At 67.6% G+C, this 15,930-nt stretch carries 10 protein-coding genes; 8 read left to right on the forward strand and 2 right to left on the reverse strand.

Features of this window, described 5'->3' with window-relative positions:
• Positions 1-58: 58 nt before the first annotated feature.
• The 5 genes from HII36_RS02935 to HII36_RS02955 all read left to right on the forward strand — a co-directional run bounded on the left by HII36_RS02935 (position 59) and on the right by HII36_RS02955 (position 10,144).
• Complete coding sequence (locus tag HII36_RS02935) at positions 59-1,060, forward strand: ABC transporter ATP-binding protein (RefSeq protein WP_173521458.1); 1,002 nt, start codon at positions 59-61, stop codon at positions 1,058-1,060.
• A 289-nt stretch (positions 1,061-1,349) separates the two neighbouring features.
• Positions 1,350-1,850: a hypothetical protein gene (locus tag HII36_RS02940; RefSeq protein ID WP_173521459.1), complete on the forward strand. Its 501-nt coding sequence runs from the start codon at positions 1,350-1,352 to the stop codon at positions 1,848-1,850.
• Positions 1,847-2,344: a hypothetical protein gene (locus tag HII36_RS02945; RefSeq protein WP_328807568.1), complete on the forward strand. Its 498-nt coding sequence runs from the start codon at positions 1,847-1,849 to the stop codon at positions 2,342-2,344. The genes HII36_RS02940 and HII36_RS02945 overlap by 4 nt, the downstream gene beginning before the upstream one ends.
• A 436-nt stretch (positions 2,345-2,780) precedes the next feature.
• Positions 2,781-6,251, forward strand: a complete 3,471-nt coding sequence (gene rpoB, locus HII36_RS02950) for a DNA-directed RNA polymerase subunit beta (protein WP_173521460.1) — start codon at positions 2,781-2,783, stop codon at positions 6,249-6,251.
• A 17-nt stretch (positions 6,252-6,268) separates the two neighbouring features.
• Positions 6,269-10,144, forward strand: coding sequence for a DNA-directed RNA polymerase subunit beta' (locus HII36_RS02955; RefSeq protein ID WP_173521461.1), 3,876 nt, complete (start codon positions 6,269-6,271; stop codon positions 10,142-10,144).
• A gap of 80 nt (positions 10,145-10,224) precedes the next feature.
• Here HII36_RS02955 and HII36_RS02960 read toward each other — a convergent pair whose 3' ends face one another.
• Both HII36_RS02960 and HII36_RS02965 read right to left on the reverse strand, forming a co-directional pair.
• Positions 10,225-10,587, reverse strand: a complete 363-nt coding sequence (locus HII36_RS02960) for a DUF5955 family protein (RefSeq protein WP_173521462.1) — start codon at positions 10,585-10,587, stop codon at positions 10,225-10,227.
• The gene (locus HII36_RS02965) at positions 10,584-12,401 is read right to left on the reverse strand and encodes an FHA domain-containing protein (protein ID WP_173521463.1); all 1,818 of its coding nucleotides are present in this window, start codon (positions 12,399-12,401) and stop codon (positions 10,584-10,586) included. The genes HII36_RS02960 and HII36_RS02965 overlap by 4 nt, the downstream gene beginning before the upstream one ends.
• A gap of 510 nt (positions 12,402-12,911) precedes the next feature.
• On the opposite strand from HII36_RS02965, the gene rpsL reads away from it, so the two are divergent.
• The 3 genes from rpsL to fusA all read left to right on the forward strand — a co-directional run bounded on the left by rpsL (position 12,912) and on the right by fusA (position 15,895).
• The gene (gene rpsL, locus HII36_RS02970) at positions 12,912-13,286 is read left to right on the forward strand and encodes a 30S ribosomal protein S12 (RefSeq protein ID WP_049572713.1); all 375 of its coding nucleotides are present in this window, start codon (positions 12,912-12,914) and stop codon (positions 13,284-13,286) included.
• A gap of 2 nt (positions 13,287-13,288) precedes the next feature.
• The gene (gene rpsG, locus HII36_RS02975) at positions 13,289-13,759 is read left to right on the forward strand and encodes a 30S ribosomal protein S7 (RefSeq protein WP_043623423.1); all 471 of its coding nucleotides are present in this window, start codon (positions 13,289-13,291) and stop codon (positions 13,757-13,759) included.
• 87 nt (positions 13,760-13,846) lie between these two features.
• On the forward strand, positions 13,847-15,895 hold the full coding sequence (gene fusA, locus HII36_RS02980) for an elongation factor G (RefSeq protein ID WP_217369104.1): 2,049 nt from the start codon (positions 13,847-13,849) through the stop codon (positions 15,893-15,895).
• Positions 15,896-15,930 lie beyond the last annotated feature (35 nt).

The raw sequence follows: 15,930 nt of genomic DNA on the forward strand, positions 1-15,930 counted from the left end.
CGCCGCTAACGTGTTGGCAACGCCTGAATGCGCTCTGCTGCGAGTGGGATGGTGACCGGTGGGTGTCGAAGTCGTCGTCGACGGGCTGACCAAGTCGTTCGGCAAGCAGGTCATCTGGGAGGACGTCTCGCTGACCCTGCCCGCCGGCGAGATCTCGGTGCTGCTCGGACCGTCGGGCACCGGCAAGTCGGTGTTCCTGAAGACGCTGGTCGGGCTGCTCAGGCCGGATCGCGGGCACATCTGGATCGACGGCTACGACCTGGCCAACTGCACCGAGAACAAGCTCTACGAGCTGCGCCGCCTGTTCGGCGTGCTGTTCCAGGACGGCGCGCTGTTCGGCTCGCTGAACCTCTACGACAACATCGCCTTCCCGCTGCGCGAGCACACCAAGAAGACCGAGACCCAGATCCGCCAGATCGTGATGGCCAAGATGGAGCTCGTCGGCCTGGTCGGGGCCGAGGGCAAGCTGCCCGGCGAGATCTCCGGCGGCATGCGCAAGCGGGCCGGCCTGGCCAGGGCACTGGTGCTCGACCCGGAGATCATCCTGTTCGACGAGCCCGACTCCGGCCTCGACCCGGTGCGCACCGCGTACCTGAACCAGACGATCGTCGATCTCAACGCCGACATCGAGGCGACGTTCCTGATCGTGACGCACGACATCAACACCGCACGCACCGTGCCCGACGACATCGGCCTGCTGTTCCGCCGCGAGCTGGTCATGTTCGGGCCGCGCGAGATGCTGCTGTCGAGCGACGAGCCGGTGGTGCGGCAGTTCCTGAACGCCCGCAGGCACGGCCCGATCGGCATGTCCGAGGAGAAGGACGTCTCCGAGCTGGAGGCCGAGGCGCAGATGGGGCACGACCCGGGCGCGCTGCCGCCGATCCCGCCGCAGCTCATGCCCACCGGCAACCGGCTGCGCAGGACCCAGCAGCCGCCCGGCGCCTGGCTGGCGGCCAACGGGGTGATCCCGCCGCGGGGCTCGTTCGTGGACGATCGCGGGCGCAACTGGCTGGAGGAGTACCCCCGGCTGATCAACGCCCATCTCAACGGCGTCAGGTAGCGGGCCGAGGCTACGGCCCCGGGGAACGGGCGTTCGAGGCTCAGCGGGCGGCTGAGGCCCCGCTGCGGGGCATTGTGGGACCTGGGTGACTTGACTGATCTGCGGCATGCAAGATCAGAAGAGCGGTCAGGTCCCTTTCGTGTGCATGAGCGTGCACCCGTACGGCCTCTGAGGCGTCTGAATCAGGCGTGTCCGGACGGCGGGCGCGCTGCCGCCTGCGTCGATTCCGGGGCTCCAGGTGACGGCGGCGGGTTATGATCCGGCGACTGGCCGGGGAAGGAGAGCAGACGTGGCGGTACCCGCTGCTCGGCCCGTTCACATCGTGATCGGCGTGCTCAGCGCGCTGCTGGCGCTGCTGGTCGCCGCGGGCGTGTGGATCTCCGTGCAGGCGCGCGGCGAGCAGGTCAGGGCCGATGACAAGCAGGCGGTGCTGCTGGCCGCGGGCACGCACGCCAAGAACCTGCTCTCGCTCAACTACAAGACCGTCGACGCCGACGTGAAGCGCCTGCTCGCCTCCTCCACCGGCGGGGCCAGGGCGGAGTACGTGGCCAACGCCGAGCGGCTGAAGAGCACGACCGTGGCCAACAAGGTCGTCCAGCAGGGGGTGCTGCGCGCGACGGGGCTGGTCTCGCTGGCGGAGGGCACGGCGAAGGTCCTGGTCGTGGCCGACGTGGAGATCCGCTGGGACGGCTCCAAGAGCCCGCCGCAGGAGCGGTTCTACCGATGGTCGATGGACGTCACCAAGGTCGGCGGCGTCTGGCTGGTCTCGAAGGCGGTGCAGGTGCTGTGAGGATCGTCGTGGCCGTGCTGCTCGGCGTCATCGTGGCCACCGCGGGCTGGCTGGTCACGGTGATGTGGCTGGACCTGCGCGACCTGCGGGCCGCCGACGTCTCGGCCGCCGAGGCCATGGTGGCGGCCAAGGCGGTCGCGCCCGATCTGCTGTCGTACGACTACCGCACGATCGAACGCGACCTGGCCCGCGCCGCCACCCACACGACCGGCGAGTTGGCCGCGCAGTACAAGAAGTTGACCACCACGCTGGTCGCCGAGGCCAAGGCCCAGAAAATGGTGCAGACCGCCACCGTGGCCGGCGTGGCCGTGGAGCGGGCCGAGCCGGACCGGGTCGAGGTCCTGCTGTTCGTGAACACTGGTACGGTCAAGGAGATCCCTGGTAAAGCCACACCCCAGCAAGAGATCAACCACAACCGGGCCAGATTCGTCATGGTCAAGCAAGATTCCGCCTGGCGGGTGGCGGGCCTTTCGACCCTGCTGGGGACCGCCTGACCTGCCGGGCGCGCCGCGTCGTTCAATTGTTACCAAAAATCAGGTTTAGCGCAGCCAATGAAGCGGGTACCTCAGTCACAGCTACACCGGTCGAGCGCATGGGTTCGACCCTCGGTGTGACGGAGCGTTAACCGCCCCCGTTCGCGGGTATCGTCTTGGGCCTGGCGGTAGGCGACCGATCACGCAGGGGAGAAAACCCAGCGTCCGGGCCTCAAGGCGGCTAAAAGTCGGGCTCGCGGGCTTGACGTTTCCGTCTGAACGGGCGATGCTGCGACCAACGTGGAGCATGCAGCGAGAGCGAAGTGGACAGGCGTGTGCCGTTCGGCTACACTGCCCCTTTGCGCTGCCCTTTGACGACCCGCTCCGCTTGCTCACGTTGCGAGGTTGTCTGGCGTGCGTGTAGTCAGTCCGCCGCGAGCCCTCGGAAGGACATCTGTTGGCAGCCTCGCGCAACGCCTCCGCCGTACCCGCTGGTCCCCGTCGCGTCTCTTTCGCGCGCATCCAGGAGCCCCTCGAAGTTCCTGACCTTCTCGCCCTGCAGACCGAGTCGTTCGACTGGCTGCTCGGCAACGAGAAGTGGAAGGGCCGGGTCGAGGCGGCTCGTCAGGCCGGGCGCAGGGACGTCCCGACTCAGTCGGGCCTCGAAGAGATCTTTGAAGAGATCAGTCCCATCGAGGACTTCTCGGGGACCATGTCCTTGTCGTTCCGCGACCACCGGTTCGAGCCGCCCAAGTACTCAGTCGATGAGTGCAAAGACAAGGACATGACCTTCTCCGCCCCGATGTTCGTCACGGCGGAGTTCATCAATAACACCACCGGTGAGATCAAGAGCCAGACGGTGTTCATGGGCGATTTCCCGCTCATGACGCCGAAGGGCACCTTCATCATCAACGGCACCGAGCGTGTCGTGGTCTCGCAGCTGGTCCGCTCGCCCGGCGTTTACTTCGAACGCAACGTCGACAAGACCTCGGACAAGGACCTGTACGGGTGCAAGGTCATCCCGTCGCGGGGGGCCTGGCTCGAGTTCGAGATCGACAAGCGTGACAGCGTCGGCGTGCGTATCGACCGTAAGCGCAAGCAGGCCGTCACCGTGCTTCTCAAGGCACTGGGATGGACCACCGACCAGATTCTGGAGCGTTTCGGCCAGTACGAGTCGATGCGGGCCACGCTGGAGAAGGACCACACCGCCGGTCAGGACGACGCTCTGCTCGACATCTACCGCAAGCTGCGTCCCGGTGAGCCGCCGACCAAGGAGTCGGCGCAGACCCTGCTGGAGAATCTGTACTTCAACCCCAAGCGGTACGACCTGGCCAAGGTCGGTCGTTACAAGATCAACAAGAAGCTGGGCGTTGACTCTGAGATCACCCAGGGCACGCTGACCGAAGACGACATCGTCGCCACCATCGAGTACATCGTCCGCCTGCACGCGGGCGAGGAGTCGATGCCCGGCGCCAACGACCGTGAGGTCATCGTCGAGGTCGACGACATCGACCACTTCGGCAACCGCCGTCTGCGCAGCGTCGGCGAGCTGATCCAGAACCAGGTGCGCCTGGGCCTGGCCCGCATGGAGCGCGTCGTCCGCGAGCGCATGACCACGCAGGACGTCGAGGCGATCACGCCGCAGACCCTGATCAACATCCGCCCGGTGGTGGCGTCGATCAAGGAGTTCTTCGGCACCTCGCAGCTGTCGCAGTTCATGGACCAGACCAACCCGCTGGCCGGTCTGACGCACAAGCGTCGTCTGTCCGCGCTGGGTCCCGGTGGTCTGTCCCGTGAGCGGGCCGGCTTCGAGGTCCGAGACGTGCACCCGTCCCACTACGGCCGGATGTGCCCGATCGAGACCCCGGAAGGCCCGAACATCGGTCTGATCGGCTCGCTGGCCTCCTACGGCCGGATCAACGCCTTCGGCTTCGTCGAGACGCCGTACCGCAAGGTCGTCGACGGCAAGGTCACCGAACAGATCGACTACCTCACGGCCGACGAGGAAGACCGCTACGTCAAGGCGCAGGCCAACACGGTGCTCAACCCCGACGGGTCGTTCGCCGAGTCGCGCGTCCTGGTCCGCACCAAGGGTGGTGAGACCGAGCTCGCCCGCGCCGAGGAGGTCGACTACATCGACGTGTCGCCGCGCCAGATGGTGTCGGTCGCCACCGCGATGATCCCGTTCCTCGAGCACGACGACGCCAACCGCGCGCTCATGGGCTCCAACATGCAGAGGCAGTCCGTGCCGCTGCTCAAGAGCGAGGCGCCGCTGGTCGGCACCGGCATGGAATACCGTGCCGCGACCGACGCCGGCGACGTCATCAGCGCCGAGAAGGCCGGTGTGGTCGAGGAGGTCTCCGCCGACTACATCACGGTCATGAACGACGACGGCACGCGCACCACCTACCGTGTCGCCAAGTTCAAGCGCTCCAACCAGGGCACCTCCTTCAACCAGAAGCCCATCGTCGCCGAGGGCGACCGGGTGGAGGTCAACCAGGTCATCGCCGACGGGCCGTGCACCGACAACGGTGAGATGGCGCTCGGCAAGAACCTGCTGGTGGCGTTCATGCCGTGGGAGGGTCACAACTACGAAGACGCGATCATCCTGTCCCAGCGCCTGGTGCAGGACGACGTGCTGTCCTCGATCCACATCGAGGAGCACGAGGTCGACGCCCGTGACACCAAGCTGGGCCCCGAGGAGATCACCCGCGACATCCCGAACGTGTCGGAGGAGGTGCTGGCCGACCTCGACGAGCGCGGCATCATCCGCATCGGCGCCGAGGTCGTGCCCGGTGACATCCTGGTCGGCAAGGTCACCCCGAAGGGTGAGACCGAGCTGACCCCCGAGGAGCGGCTGCTGCGGGCGATCTTCGGTGAGAAGGCCCGCGAGGTGCGTGACACCTCGCTGAAGGTGCCGCACGGCGAGCAGGGCAAGGTCATCGGCGTGCGCGTGTTCTCCCGTGAGGAGGGCGACGAGCTGCCGCCGGGGGTCAACGAGCTGGTGCGCGTCTACGTCGCGCAGAAGCGCAAGATCACCGACGGTGACAAGCTGGCCGGCCGGCACGGCAACAAGGGCGTCATCTCCAAGATCCTCCCGGTCGAGGACATGCCGTTCCTGGAGGACGGCACCCCGGTCGACATCATCCTCAACCCGCTGGGCGTGCCCGGCCGGATGAACGTGGGCCAGGTCCTGGAGACCCACCTGGGCTGGATCGCGGCCCGCGGCTGGGACATCTCCGGCGTCCAGGAGGCGTGGGCCGAGCGGCTGCGCGACAAGGGCTTCGAGACGGTCGAGCCGCGCACCAACATGGCCACCCCGGTCTTCGACGGCGCCCACGAGGAGGAGATCGTCGGGCTGCTGAGCAACACCGTGGCCAACCGCGACGGTGACCGCATGGTCCAGGCCAGCGGTAAGGCCAAGCTGTTCGACGGCCGCTCCGGCGAGCCGTTCCCGTACCCGATCTCGGTCGGCTACATCTACATCCTCAAGCTGCTCCACCTGGTCGACGACAAGATTCACGCGCGTTCGACCGGCCCGTACTCCATGATCACCCAGCAGCCGCTCGGCGGTAAGGCCCAGTTCGGTGGCCAGCGCTTCGGTGAGATGGAGGTGTGGGCCCTGGAGGCGTACGGCGCCGCCTACGCCCTGCAGGAGCTGCTGACGATCAAGTCCGACGACGTCCTGGGCCGCGTGAAGGTCTACGAGGCGATCGTCAAGGGCGAGAACATCCCCGAGCCGGGGATTCCCGAGTCCTTCAAGGTCCTCATCAAGGAAATGCAGTCGCTGTGCCTGAACGTCGAGGTGCTCTCCAGCGACGGCATGTCCATCGAGATGCGCGACACCGACGAGGACGTCTTCCGCGCCGCGGAAGAGCTTGGAATCGATCTGTCCCGGCGTGAGCCGAGCAGCGTGGAAGAAGTCTGAGGGGGAGATCGCACAAAATGCTAGACGTCAACTTCTTCGACGAGCTCAGGATCGGTCTTGCGACCGCCGACGACATCCGTCAGTGGTCGCACGGCGAGGTCAAGAAGCCGGAGACCATCAACTACCGCACCCTCAAGCCGGAAAAGGACGGGCTCTTCTGCGAGAAGATCTTCGGTCCGACCCGCGACTGGGAGTGCTACTGCGGCAAGTACAAGCGCGTCCGGTTCAAGGGCATCATCTGTGAGCGCTGTGGCGTCGAGGTGACTCGCGCCAAGGTGCGTCGTGAGCGGATGGGCCACATCGAGCTGGCCGCGCCGGTCACGCACATCTGGTACTTCAAGGGCGTCCCGTCGCGCCTCGGCTACCTGCTCGACCTCGCGCCGAAGGACCTGGAGAAGGTCATCTACTTCGCCGCGTACATGATCACGCAGGTCGACACCGAGATGCGTGAGCGCGACCTGCCCTCGCTGGAGGCGAAGATCTCCGTCGAGCGGCAGCACATCGAGCAGCGCCGCGACGCCGACGTCGAGGCCAGGCAGAAGAAGCTCGAAGGCGACCTCGCCGAGCTCGAGGCCTCCGGGGCCAAGGGCGACGCGCGCCGCAAGGTGCGTGAGGGCGCCGAGCGCGAGATGCGCCAGCTTCGCGACCGCGCCCAGCGTGAGCTGGACCGGCTCGACGAGGTGTGGAGCCGCTTCAAGAACCTCAAGGTCCAGGACCTCGAGGGCGACGAGCTGCTCTACCGCGAGATGCGCGACCGCTTCGGCCGCTACTTCAAGGGCGGCATGGGCGCGCAGGCGATCCAGGACCGCCTGATCAGCTTCGACCTCGACGCCGAGGCCGAGAACCTGCGCGAGACCATCCGCAGCGGCAAGGGCCAGAAGAAGGCCCGCGCGCTCAAGCGGCTCAAGGTGGTCTCGGCGTTCCTGAACACCACCAACTCGCCGCGCGGCATGGTGCTCGACTGCATCCCGGTCATCCCGCCGGACCTGCGCCCGATGGTGCAGCTCGACGGTGGCCGGTTCGCCACCTCCGACCTGAACGACCTGTACCGCCGGGTCATCAACCGGAACAACCGCCTCAAGCGTCTGCTCGACCTCGGCGCGCCCGAGATCATCGTGAACAACGAGAAGCGGATGCTCCAGGAGGCCGTCGACGCGCTGTTCGACAACGGCCGCCGCGGTCGCCCGGTCACCGGTCCCGGCAACCGTCCGCTGAAGTCCCTCAGCGACATGCTGAAGGGCAAGCAGGGTCGGTTCCGCCAGAACCTGCTGGGCAAGCGAGTCGACTACTCCGGCCGTTCGGTCATCGTCGTCGGCCCGCAGCTCAAGCTGCACCAGTGCGGCCTGCCCAAGCAGATGGCGCTGGAGCTGTTCAAGCCGTTCGTGATGAAGAGGCTCGTGGACCTCAACCACGCGCAGAACATCAAGTCGGCCAAGCGGATGGTCGAGCGCGCCCGCCCCGTGGTGTGGGACGTGCTCGAAGAGGTCATCACCGAGCACCCGGTGCTGCTCAACCGTGCGCCGACGCTGCACCGTCTGGGCATCCAGGCGTTCGAGCCGCAGCTGGTCGAGGGCAAGGCCATCCAGATCCACCCGCTCGTCTGCACCGCCTTCAACGCGGACTTCGACGGCGACCAGATGGCCGTGCACCTGCCGCTGTCGGCTGAGGCCCAGGCCGAGGCACGCATCCTGATGCTCTCGACCAACAACATCCTCAAGCCGGCCGACGGCAAGCCCGTGACGATGCCCACCCAGGACATGGTCATCGGCCTCTACTGGCTGACCACCCAGAAGGACGGCGCGCTGGGCGAGGGCCGCGTGTTCGGCTCGATCGCCGAGGCGCAGATGGCCTTCGACCGCCGCGAGCTGGAGATCCAGGCCAAGATCCACATCCGGGTCAAGGACGTTCTCCCGCCGCGCGACTGGGTGGCTCCCGAGGGCTGGGAGCAGGGCGACCCGATTCGCCTGGAGACGACGTTCGGGCGGTGCCTGTTCAACCAGACGCTCCCCGAGAGCTACCCGTTCGTCAACTTCCAGGTCGGCAAGAAGCAGCTGTCCACGATCGTGAACGAGCTGGCCGAGACCTACCCCAAGGTCGAGGTCGCCAACTCGCTCGACGCGCTCAAGGACGCCGGCTTCCGCTGGGCGACCCGTTCCGGCGTCACGATCTCGATCGAGGACGTCGTCGCGCCGCCGAACAAGACCGAGATCATGGAGAACTACGAGCGCCGCGCCGACAAGGTGCAGCGCGAGTACGAGCGTGGTCTGATCACCGACGAGGAGCGCCGTCAGGAGCTCATCGAGATCTGGACCCACGCCACGGCCGACGTCGAGACCGACATGGTCAACGCCTTCCCGGCGACCAACCCGGTCTGGATGATGGTCAACTCCGGCGCCCGCGGTAACAAGATGCAGGTGCGTCAGATCGCCGGTATCCGTGGTCTGGTGTCCAACACCAAGGGTGAGACGATCCCGCGGCCGATCAAGGCCTCGTTCCGCGAGGGCCTGTCGGTGCTGGAGTACTTCATCTCCACCCACGGTCAGCGGAAGGGTCTGGCCGACACCGCCCTGCGTACCGCCGACTCGGGTTACCTGACCCGCCGTCTGGTGGACGTCGCGCAGGACGTCATCGTGCGTGAGATCGACTGCGGCACCGACCGCGCGGTCCCGCTGCACGTCGGCGAGCGTGACACGGCCGGCAACCTGGTCAAGGCGGAGAACGCCGAGTCCAACGTGCACGGCCGCATCCTGGCCGAGGACGTCGAGGTCGACGGCAAGATCATCGCGACGGCCGGTGTCGACATCAACGACATCCACGTCACCGCGCTGGTCGAGGCCGGCATCGAGACCGTCCGCACGCGCAGCGCGCTCGTCTGCGAGGCCAAGATCGGTGTCTGCGCGACCTGCTACGGCCGCTCGCTGGCCACCGGCAAGCTCGTGGACGTCGGCGAGGCGGTCGGCATCATCGCCGCCCAGTCGATCGGTGAGCCCGGCACGCAGCTGACCATGCGTACGTTCCACACCGGTGGTGTGGCCGGCGCCGACATCACCCACGGTCTGCCCCGTGTCCAGGAGCTGTTCGAGGCGCGCATCCCCAAGGGTGTCGCCCCGATCTCCGAGGCCGAGGGCCGGGTTCGCATCGACGAGACCGACAAGACCAGGAAGATCGTCATCACGCCGGACGACGGCTCGGAGGAGATCGCCTACCCGGTCTCGATGCGTTCGCGCCTGCTGGTCCAGGACGGCGTGCGCGTCACGGTCGGCCAGCAGCTCGTGGCCGGTGCGGTCAACCCGAACGAGGTGCTGCGCATCCTCGGCCCGCGGGCCGTGCAGCTGCACCTGGTGGCGGAGGTCCAGCAGGTCTACCGCTCGCAGGGTGTGTCGATCCACGACAAGCACATCGAGATCATCGTGCGGCAGATGCTCAAGCGCGTGAACGTGCTGGAGTCCGGTGACACCGACCTGCTGCCCGGCGAGCTCGTCGAGCGTCCGCGCTTCGAGCAGATGAACCGCGAGACCGTGGCGGAAAGCGGCTCTCCGGCCGCCGGTCGTCCGGTGCTCATGGGCATCACGAAGGCGTCGCTGGCCACCGAGTCGTGGCTGTCGGCGGCCTCCTTCCAGGAGACCACCAGGGTCCTGACGGACGCGGCGATCCACGCCAAGTCCGACTCGCTCCTGGGCCTGAAGGAGAACGTCATCATCGGTAAGCTCATCCCGGCCGGTACCGGCATGCCGCAGTACCGCAACATCCGGGTCGAGCCGACCGAAGAGGCCAAGGCCGCGATGTACACCGTGGGCGGCTACGACGGGTCCGCGGCCGACTACACGTTCGGCACCGGCAGCGGCGAGGCCGTTCCGCTGGAGGAGTACGACTTCGGGCAGTACAACCGATAAGTCGGGCTTAACGAAACGCCCGGTTCCCTCTCGGGGGAGCCGGGCGTTTCGGCGTTCCGGGCATGTCTGGGTTCCGGGTATCAGAGCATCGCGCCGATCGTGTCCTTGAGCTTGGCGACCGCCTCCGTCACGGCCGTCACGCTGCCCGCCGACGTGGTCAACGCGTTGAGGAAGGCGGTGAGCCGCTTGGGGCTGGGCCGGCCGCCGTCCACCTCCTCGCGCAGCAGCTCGACCGCGTCACCCGCGCCCTCGGGGTCGGCCAGCTCGGCGCGGTGCCCGGCGACCGCGGCCTCCAGCTGCCGCACCAGGGTCTGCAACTGCGCCGGCGCGCCCATGTTGACGTAGGCGGTGTTGCCGGAGCCGCCGATGTTGTTGCCCTGTCCGGACAGGTTGTCGATGCGGATGCTCTCCCCGCGCGGCCAGGTGTCGTCGCGATCCCTCATGTGTCGCCGCCTTTCGTGTTGGTGACGGTCGAGCGGTTGTTGCTGCCGCCGATGTTGTGGCCCTGCCCGGAGACGCTGCCGATGCGGATGGTCTTGTTGTTGATGATCTGGGTCAGCCGGTCGGCGGCCTCGCCGGTGTCGATGTTGTGGTCGGCCAGGAACCGGCTGACGCCCTTGAAGATCGCCTCGTGCACGACCTTGTCGAACATCTCGGCGTCCCTGGCGATGAAGAAGCGCCGCATGTCGTCACCCATGGCCAGCTCGCGCACGCTCAGGCCGGCGCCGTAGTCGTACAGGCCGCGGCTGAGGATGACCGCGCGGTCCTCGCGGGCCTGGCGGCGCCTGGCCGCCGTCCGCGCCCACCGGGCCGCCACCCGCCGCGGCGCGGTGAGCAGCAGCGGGACGGCACGCGCCGCGCCCAGGCTCACCGCGACGGCCAGTCCGGTACGCACGTCGGGCGACACCCGGTCCACCGCGAAGTACTCCGGCCGCAGCGGCGGCAGCACGAACGTCGAGCCCTCCAGGAACAGCGAGCGGCGCAGCCGCACCGCCCTGATGAAGACGGTCACCATGAGCTGCCCGCCCCAGCCCAGCACCTCCACGCTCAGGTACGCCCGCGCCGACGACTCCGGCGCCCGTGACACCGCCCTGACCAGCTCGGGATCGGCCGTGGACACCGGGGGCGCGAGCGGCTCGGGCAGGAGCTGGGGCGCGTTGTTGACGTCCACCCCGTTGATGAACAGCCGCTCGCCCAGCCGCAGGTTGGGCAGCCCGGTGGCGGAGATCTCCGCGGCCAGGTAGCCGTGCACGTCGTCGGAGTGGAACGGCAGGGGCGGCCGGTCCTTCTTGGCGGCCTTGGTGATGTCGAAGGCGAACGACCACCGGTCGTGGGCGTACCCGCTGCCGGCGAACGGCAGATAGTCGGTGAAGACCACGACGTTCCCGCGCTGAGCGCGCACGAGCCGCTCGATGCCGCGCCTGGTCTCCGGGCCCATCGGGGACGGCGCCCTGGACGGGCTGAAGCGGCGGCTGGACATGCGCCTGCCCAGCACCACCACCCGCTGGTGGAACAGGTGCGTGGCGGTCACCAGCCAGGCCAGGGCCAGCGGGACCAGCGCGAAGACCCCCAGCTTCAGCACGGCGGGCACGGCGTCGCGCGGGCCGTCCAGATCGGGCAGCAGGCCGGACAGCCCGGTGGCCAGGACCCCGAGCGTGGCGCAGGCGATGAGCAGGAGCAGCAGGTCGCGGGCCGCGCGGTGCCGCTCGGCGGCCAGCGCGTGCTTGACCACGGCGGGCAGGTCCACGCCGTAGGCGGGGGCGCAGGCCCGGTACGGATGGCCCAGGGTCTCCTGGATGACGAGCTGGCCGAACGACTCGTCGATGTATCCGGCGGCGCACAGGTAACGGGTGGTGTTGGTGGGGCGCTGGATGGGCGCCGAGGTGGTCGCGTGCTCCTCGGCCACCTGGTGGACCCGCCCGTTCGCGTCAGGCCCGGGCATGTGCGGCTGGGGCTCCGTGCCCTCGACGCGCAGGATGGCCTCCACGCCGCCCAGACGCACCTGCTGGCCGACCGCGACCGGTACCGGGTGTTCCACCTTGGCCCCGTTCACCCAGGTGCCGTTGGTGGACCCGCAGTCCGTGATCCACGTCGAGCCGCCCGCCAGCCAGATCCTGGCGTGCCGCCGGCTGATCACCTCGGAGTCGATCAGCAGCTCGGCCGCCCGGCCGATCTCGGCCGGCCGCTCCCGTACGGGGATGCGCCGCCCGTGCAGCTCCGGCGGCCGGGTGATGAACAGTTCGAACGACGGCGGCATGCGTCATCCCTCCCGGCAGGGGTCGAGGTGACCGTAGTGCGCCAGGGGGCCGCAGCGCGTCAGAGAGCGCCCTGGGGAAAGCCCTGGGGTCCGCCCCGCGACGGGCGGCTTCGGGCCTCACTTGGGCGAACCTGGCGCGAAGTGTGCCAGGGTGCGGATATCATGTCGGCGGCGCTATGGACGGGCGAGAAGACCGCAGGCCCCGGCGACACGGAGTGGCAAAGCTCATGGCTCTGCCGCGCCGTTTTGACGTGTCGACTGGGCCTGGGTAGTCTTGAGCTTCGTGCCCGTCTCTAGCGGGCTCTCGGCTGTGCGCTCATACCCGTTAGGGGAGCGCAGGCTGGCCTCTCAGGCTCGCAAGTCCTCGCGGATGTGTCTGTGTGAACAGCGCGACACGCCCGAGCGCGGGGGCACCGAGATGAGGAAAAACAGCAGGTCATGACACCGGCAGAACCTGCGAAACGCAAGACCCATGACGTAGCACCGGCCAAGGCACGAAACGGAGTGGCAGTGCCCACTATTCAGCAGTTGGTCCGCAAGGGCCGGCAGGACAAGGTCTCCAAGACCAAGACTCCTGCCCTCAAGGGGAGTCCGCAGCGGCGCGGCGTGTGCCAGCGCGTTTACACCACGACTCCGAAGAAGCCCAACTCGGCACTGCGCAAGGTGGCCCGCGTTCGGCTCACGAACGGCATCGAGGTCACGGCCTACATTCCTGGTGTGGGCCACAACCTGCAGGAGCACTCCATCGTGCTCGTGCGTGGCGGTCGTGTGAAGGACCTGCCTGGTGTTCGCTACAAGATCATCCGCGGTTCGCTCGACACCCAGGGTGTCCGCAACCGCAAGCAGGCCCGTAGCCGCTACGGCGCGAAGAGGGAGAAGAGCTAACAATGCCTCGTAAGGGTTCTCCTGGCCGTCGTCAGCTCATGTCTGACCCGGTTTACAGCTCGCCGCTGGTCACCGCTCTGATCAACAAGGTGCTCCTCGACGGCAAGCGTTCCATCGCGCAGTCGATCGTCTACGGCGCCCTCGAAGGCTGCAGGGAGAAGACGGGCAACGACCCGGTCGTCACCCTCAAGCGCGCGCTTGACAACGTCAAGCCCACCCTCGAGGTCCGCAGCCGTCGCGTCGGTGGCGCGACCTACCAGGTGCCGGTCGAGGTGCGCGCCGCGCGCAGCACCACCCTGGCCCTGCGCTGGCTGGTGCAGTACTCCCGCGCCCGCCGCGAGAAGACCATGACCGAGCGCCTCATGAACGAGCTCCTCGACGCCAGCAACGGCCTCGGGGCGAGCGTCAAGAAGCGCGAGGACACCCACAAGATGGCCGAGTCCAACAAGGCCTTCGCCCACTACCGCTGGTAACAGCGGGTTCGACGAGACGACGAGGACGCGAGAGAAGTGGCCACCACGACCGCTCTTGACCTGGCCAAGGTCCGCAACATCGGGATCATGGCCCACATCGACGCGGGCAAGACCACCACGACCGAGCGCATCCTGTTCTACACCGGTATCAACTACAAGATCGGTGAAGTCCACGAGGGCGCTGCCACGATGGACTGGATGGAGCAGGAGCAGGAGCGCGGCATCACGATCACGTCGGCCGCGACCACCTGTGAGTGGACCGGTCACACGATCAACATCATCGACACCCCGGGTCACGTCGACTTCACCATCGAGGTGGAGCGTTCGCTCCGCGTCCTCGACGGTGCCGTCGCCGTGTTCGACGGCGTCGCGGGTGTCGAGCCGCAGTCGGAGACGGTGTGGCGCCAGGCCGACCGCTACGAGGTCCCCCGCATCTGCTTCGTGAACAAGATGGACCGTGTCGGCGCGGAGTTCCACCGCTGCGTCGACATGATGGTCAGCCGCCTGGGCGCGACCCCGGCGGTCATCCAGCTTCCGTGGGGCGTTGAGGCCGACTTCAAGGGCGTCATCGACCTCATCAAGATGAAGGCCCTCATCTGGAGCGCCGAGGCGGCCAAGGGCGAGATGTACGACACCGTCGACATCCCGGCCGACCACGCCGACGCCGCTCGCGAGTGGCGCGACAAGCTGGTCGAGACCGTCGCCGAGAACGACGACGAGCTGATGGAGCTCTTCCTCGAGGGCACCGAGCCCACCGAGGAGCAGCTGATCGCGGCCATCCGCCGCGCCACGCTGGCCAGCTCCATCAACCCGGTCCTGTGCGGCACCGCGTTCAAGAACAAGGGCGTGCAGCCGCTGCTCGACGCGATCGTCGCCTACCTCCCCGCCCCGACCGACATCCCGGCCTTCAAGGGCCACGCGGTCGGCAACGAGGAGAAGGTGATCGAGCGTCACGCGGACCCGGCCGAGCCGTTCTCCGCCCTGGCGTTCAAGATCGCGAGCGACCCGCACCTGGGCAAGCTCACCTACATCCGCATCTACTCCGGAACGCTCGACACCGGTTCGCAGGTCGTGAACTCGGTCAAGGGCAAGAAGGAGCGGATCGGCAAGATCTACCAGATGCACGCCAACAAGCGCGAAGAGCGCCCGCAGGCGATCGCCGGTCAGATCGTCGCCGTCATGGGTCTGAAGGACACCACGACCGGTGACACCCTGTCCGACCCGGCGAACCAGGTCGTGCTCGAGTCGATGACGTTCCCGGCTCCGGTCATCAACGTCGCCATCGAGCCCAAGACCAAGGGCGACCAGGAGAAGCTGTCGACCGCGATCCAGCGTCTGGCCGAGGAGGACCCGTCCTTCCAGGTCCGCCGCGACGAGGAGACCGGCCAGACCGTCATCTGGGGCATGGGCGAGCTTCACCTCGAGATCCTCGTCGACCGTATGCGTCGCGAGTTCAAGGTCGAGGCCAACGTCGGCCGTCCGCAGGTCGCCTACCGCGAGACCATCCGCCGCAAGGTGGAGAAGGTCGACTACACCCACAAGAAGCAGACCGGTGGTTCCGGTCAGTTCGCGCGGGTCATCATCGACCTGGAGCCGCTGGGCGAAGGCAACGACGGCTACGAGTTCGAGAACAAGGTCTCGGGTGGCCGTGTCCCGCGGGAGTACATCCCGTCGGTCGACGCGGGCGCCCAGGAGGCCGCCGAGTTCGGTGTCCTGGCCGGTTACCCGATGGTGGGCGTGAAGGTTACGCTGACCGACGGCGCCGCCCACGACGTCGACTCCTCGGAAATGGCCTTCAAGATCGCCGGCTCGATGGCCTTCAAGGAGGCCGCGCGCAAGGCCGATGCTGTGCTCCTCGAGCCGATGATGGCCGTTGAGGTCACCACGCCCGAGGACTACATGGGTGACGTCATCGGTGACCTCAACGGTCGCCGCGGGCAGATCCAGGCGATGGACGAGCGGGCCGGCGCCCGAGTCGTCCAGGCGCTCGTGCCGCTGTCTGAGATGTTCGGCTACGTGGGCGACCTGCGTAGCAAGACGCAGGGGCGCGCGAGCTACAGCATGCAGTTCGACTCCTACGCGGAGGTGCCCCCGGGCATCGCCAAGGAGATCGTCGCGAAGGCCCGGGGCGAATAGTCTCCGCTGCCAAGCGGAACCTACGAGTTCCGGCC

The sequence above is a fragment of the Nonomuraea antri genome (assembly GCF_013283785.1).
GTDB lineage: Bacteria > Actinomycetota > Actinomycetes > Streptosporangiales > Streptosporangiaceae > Nonomuraea > Nonomuraea antri.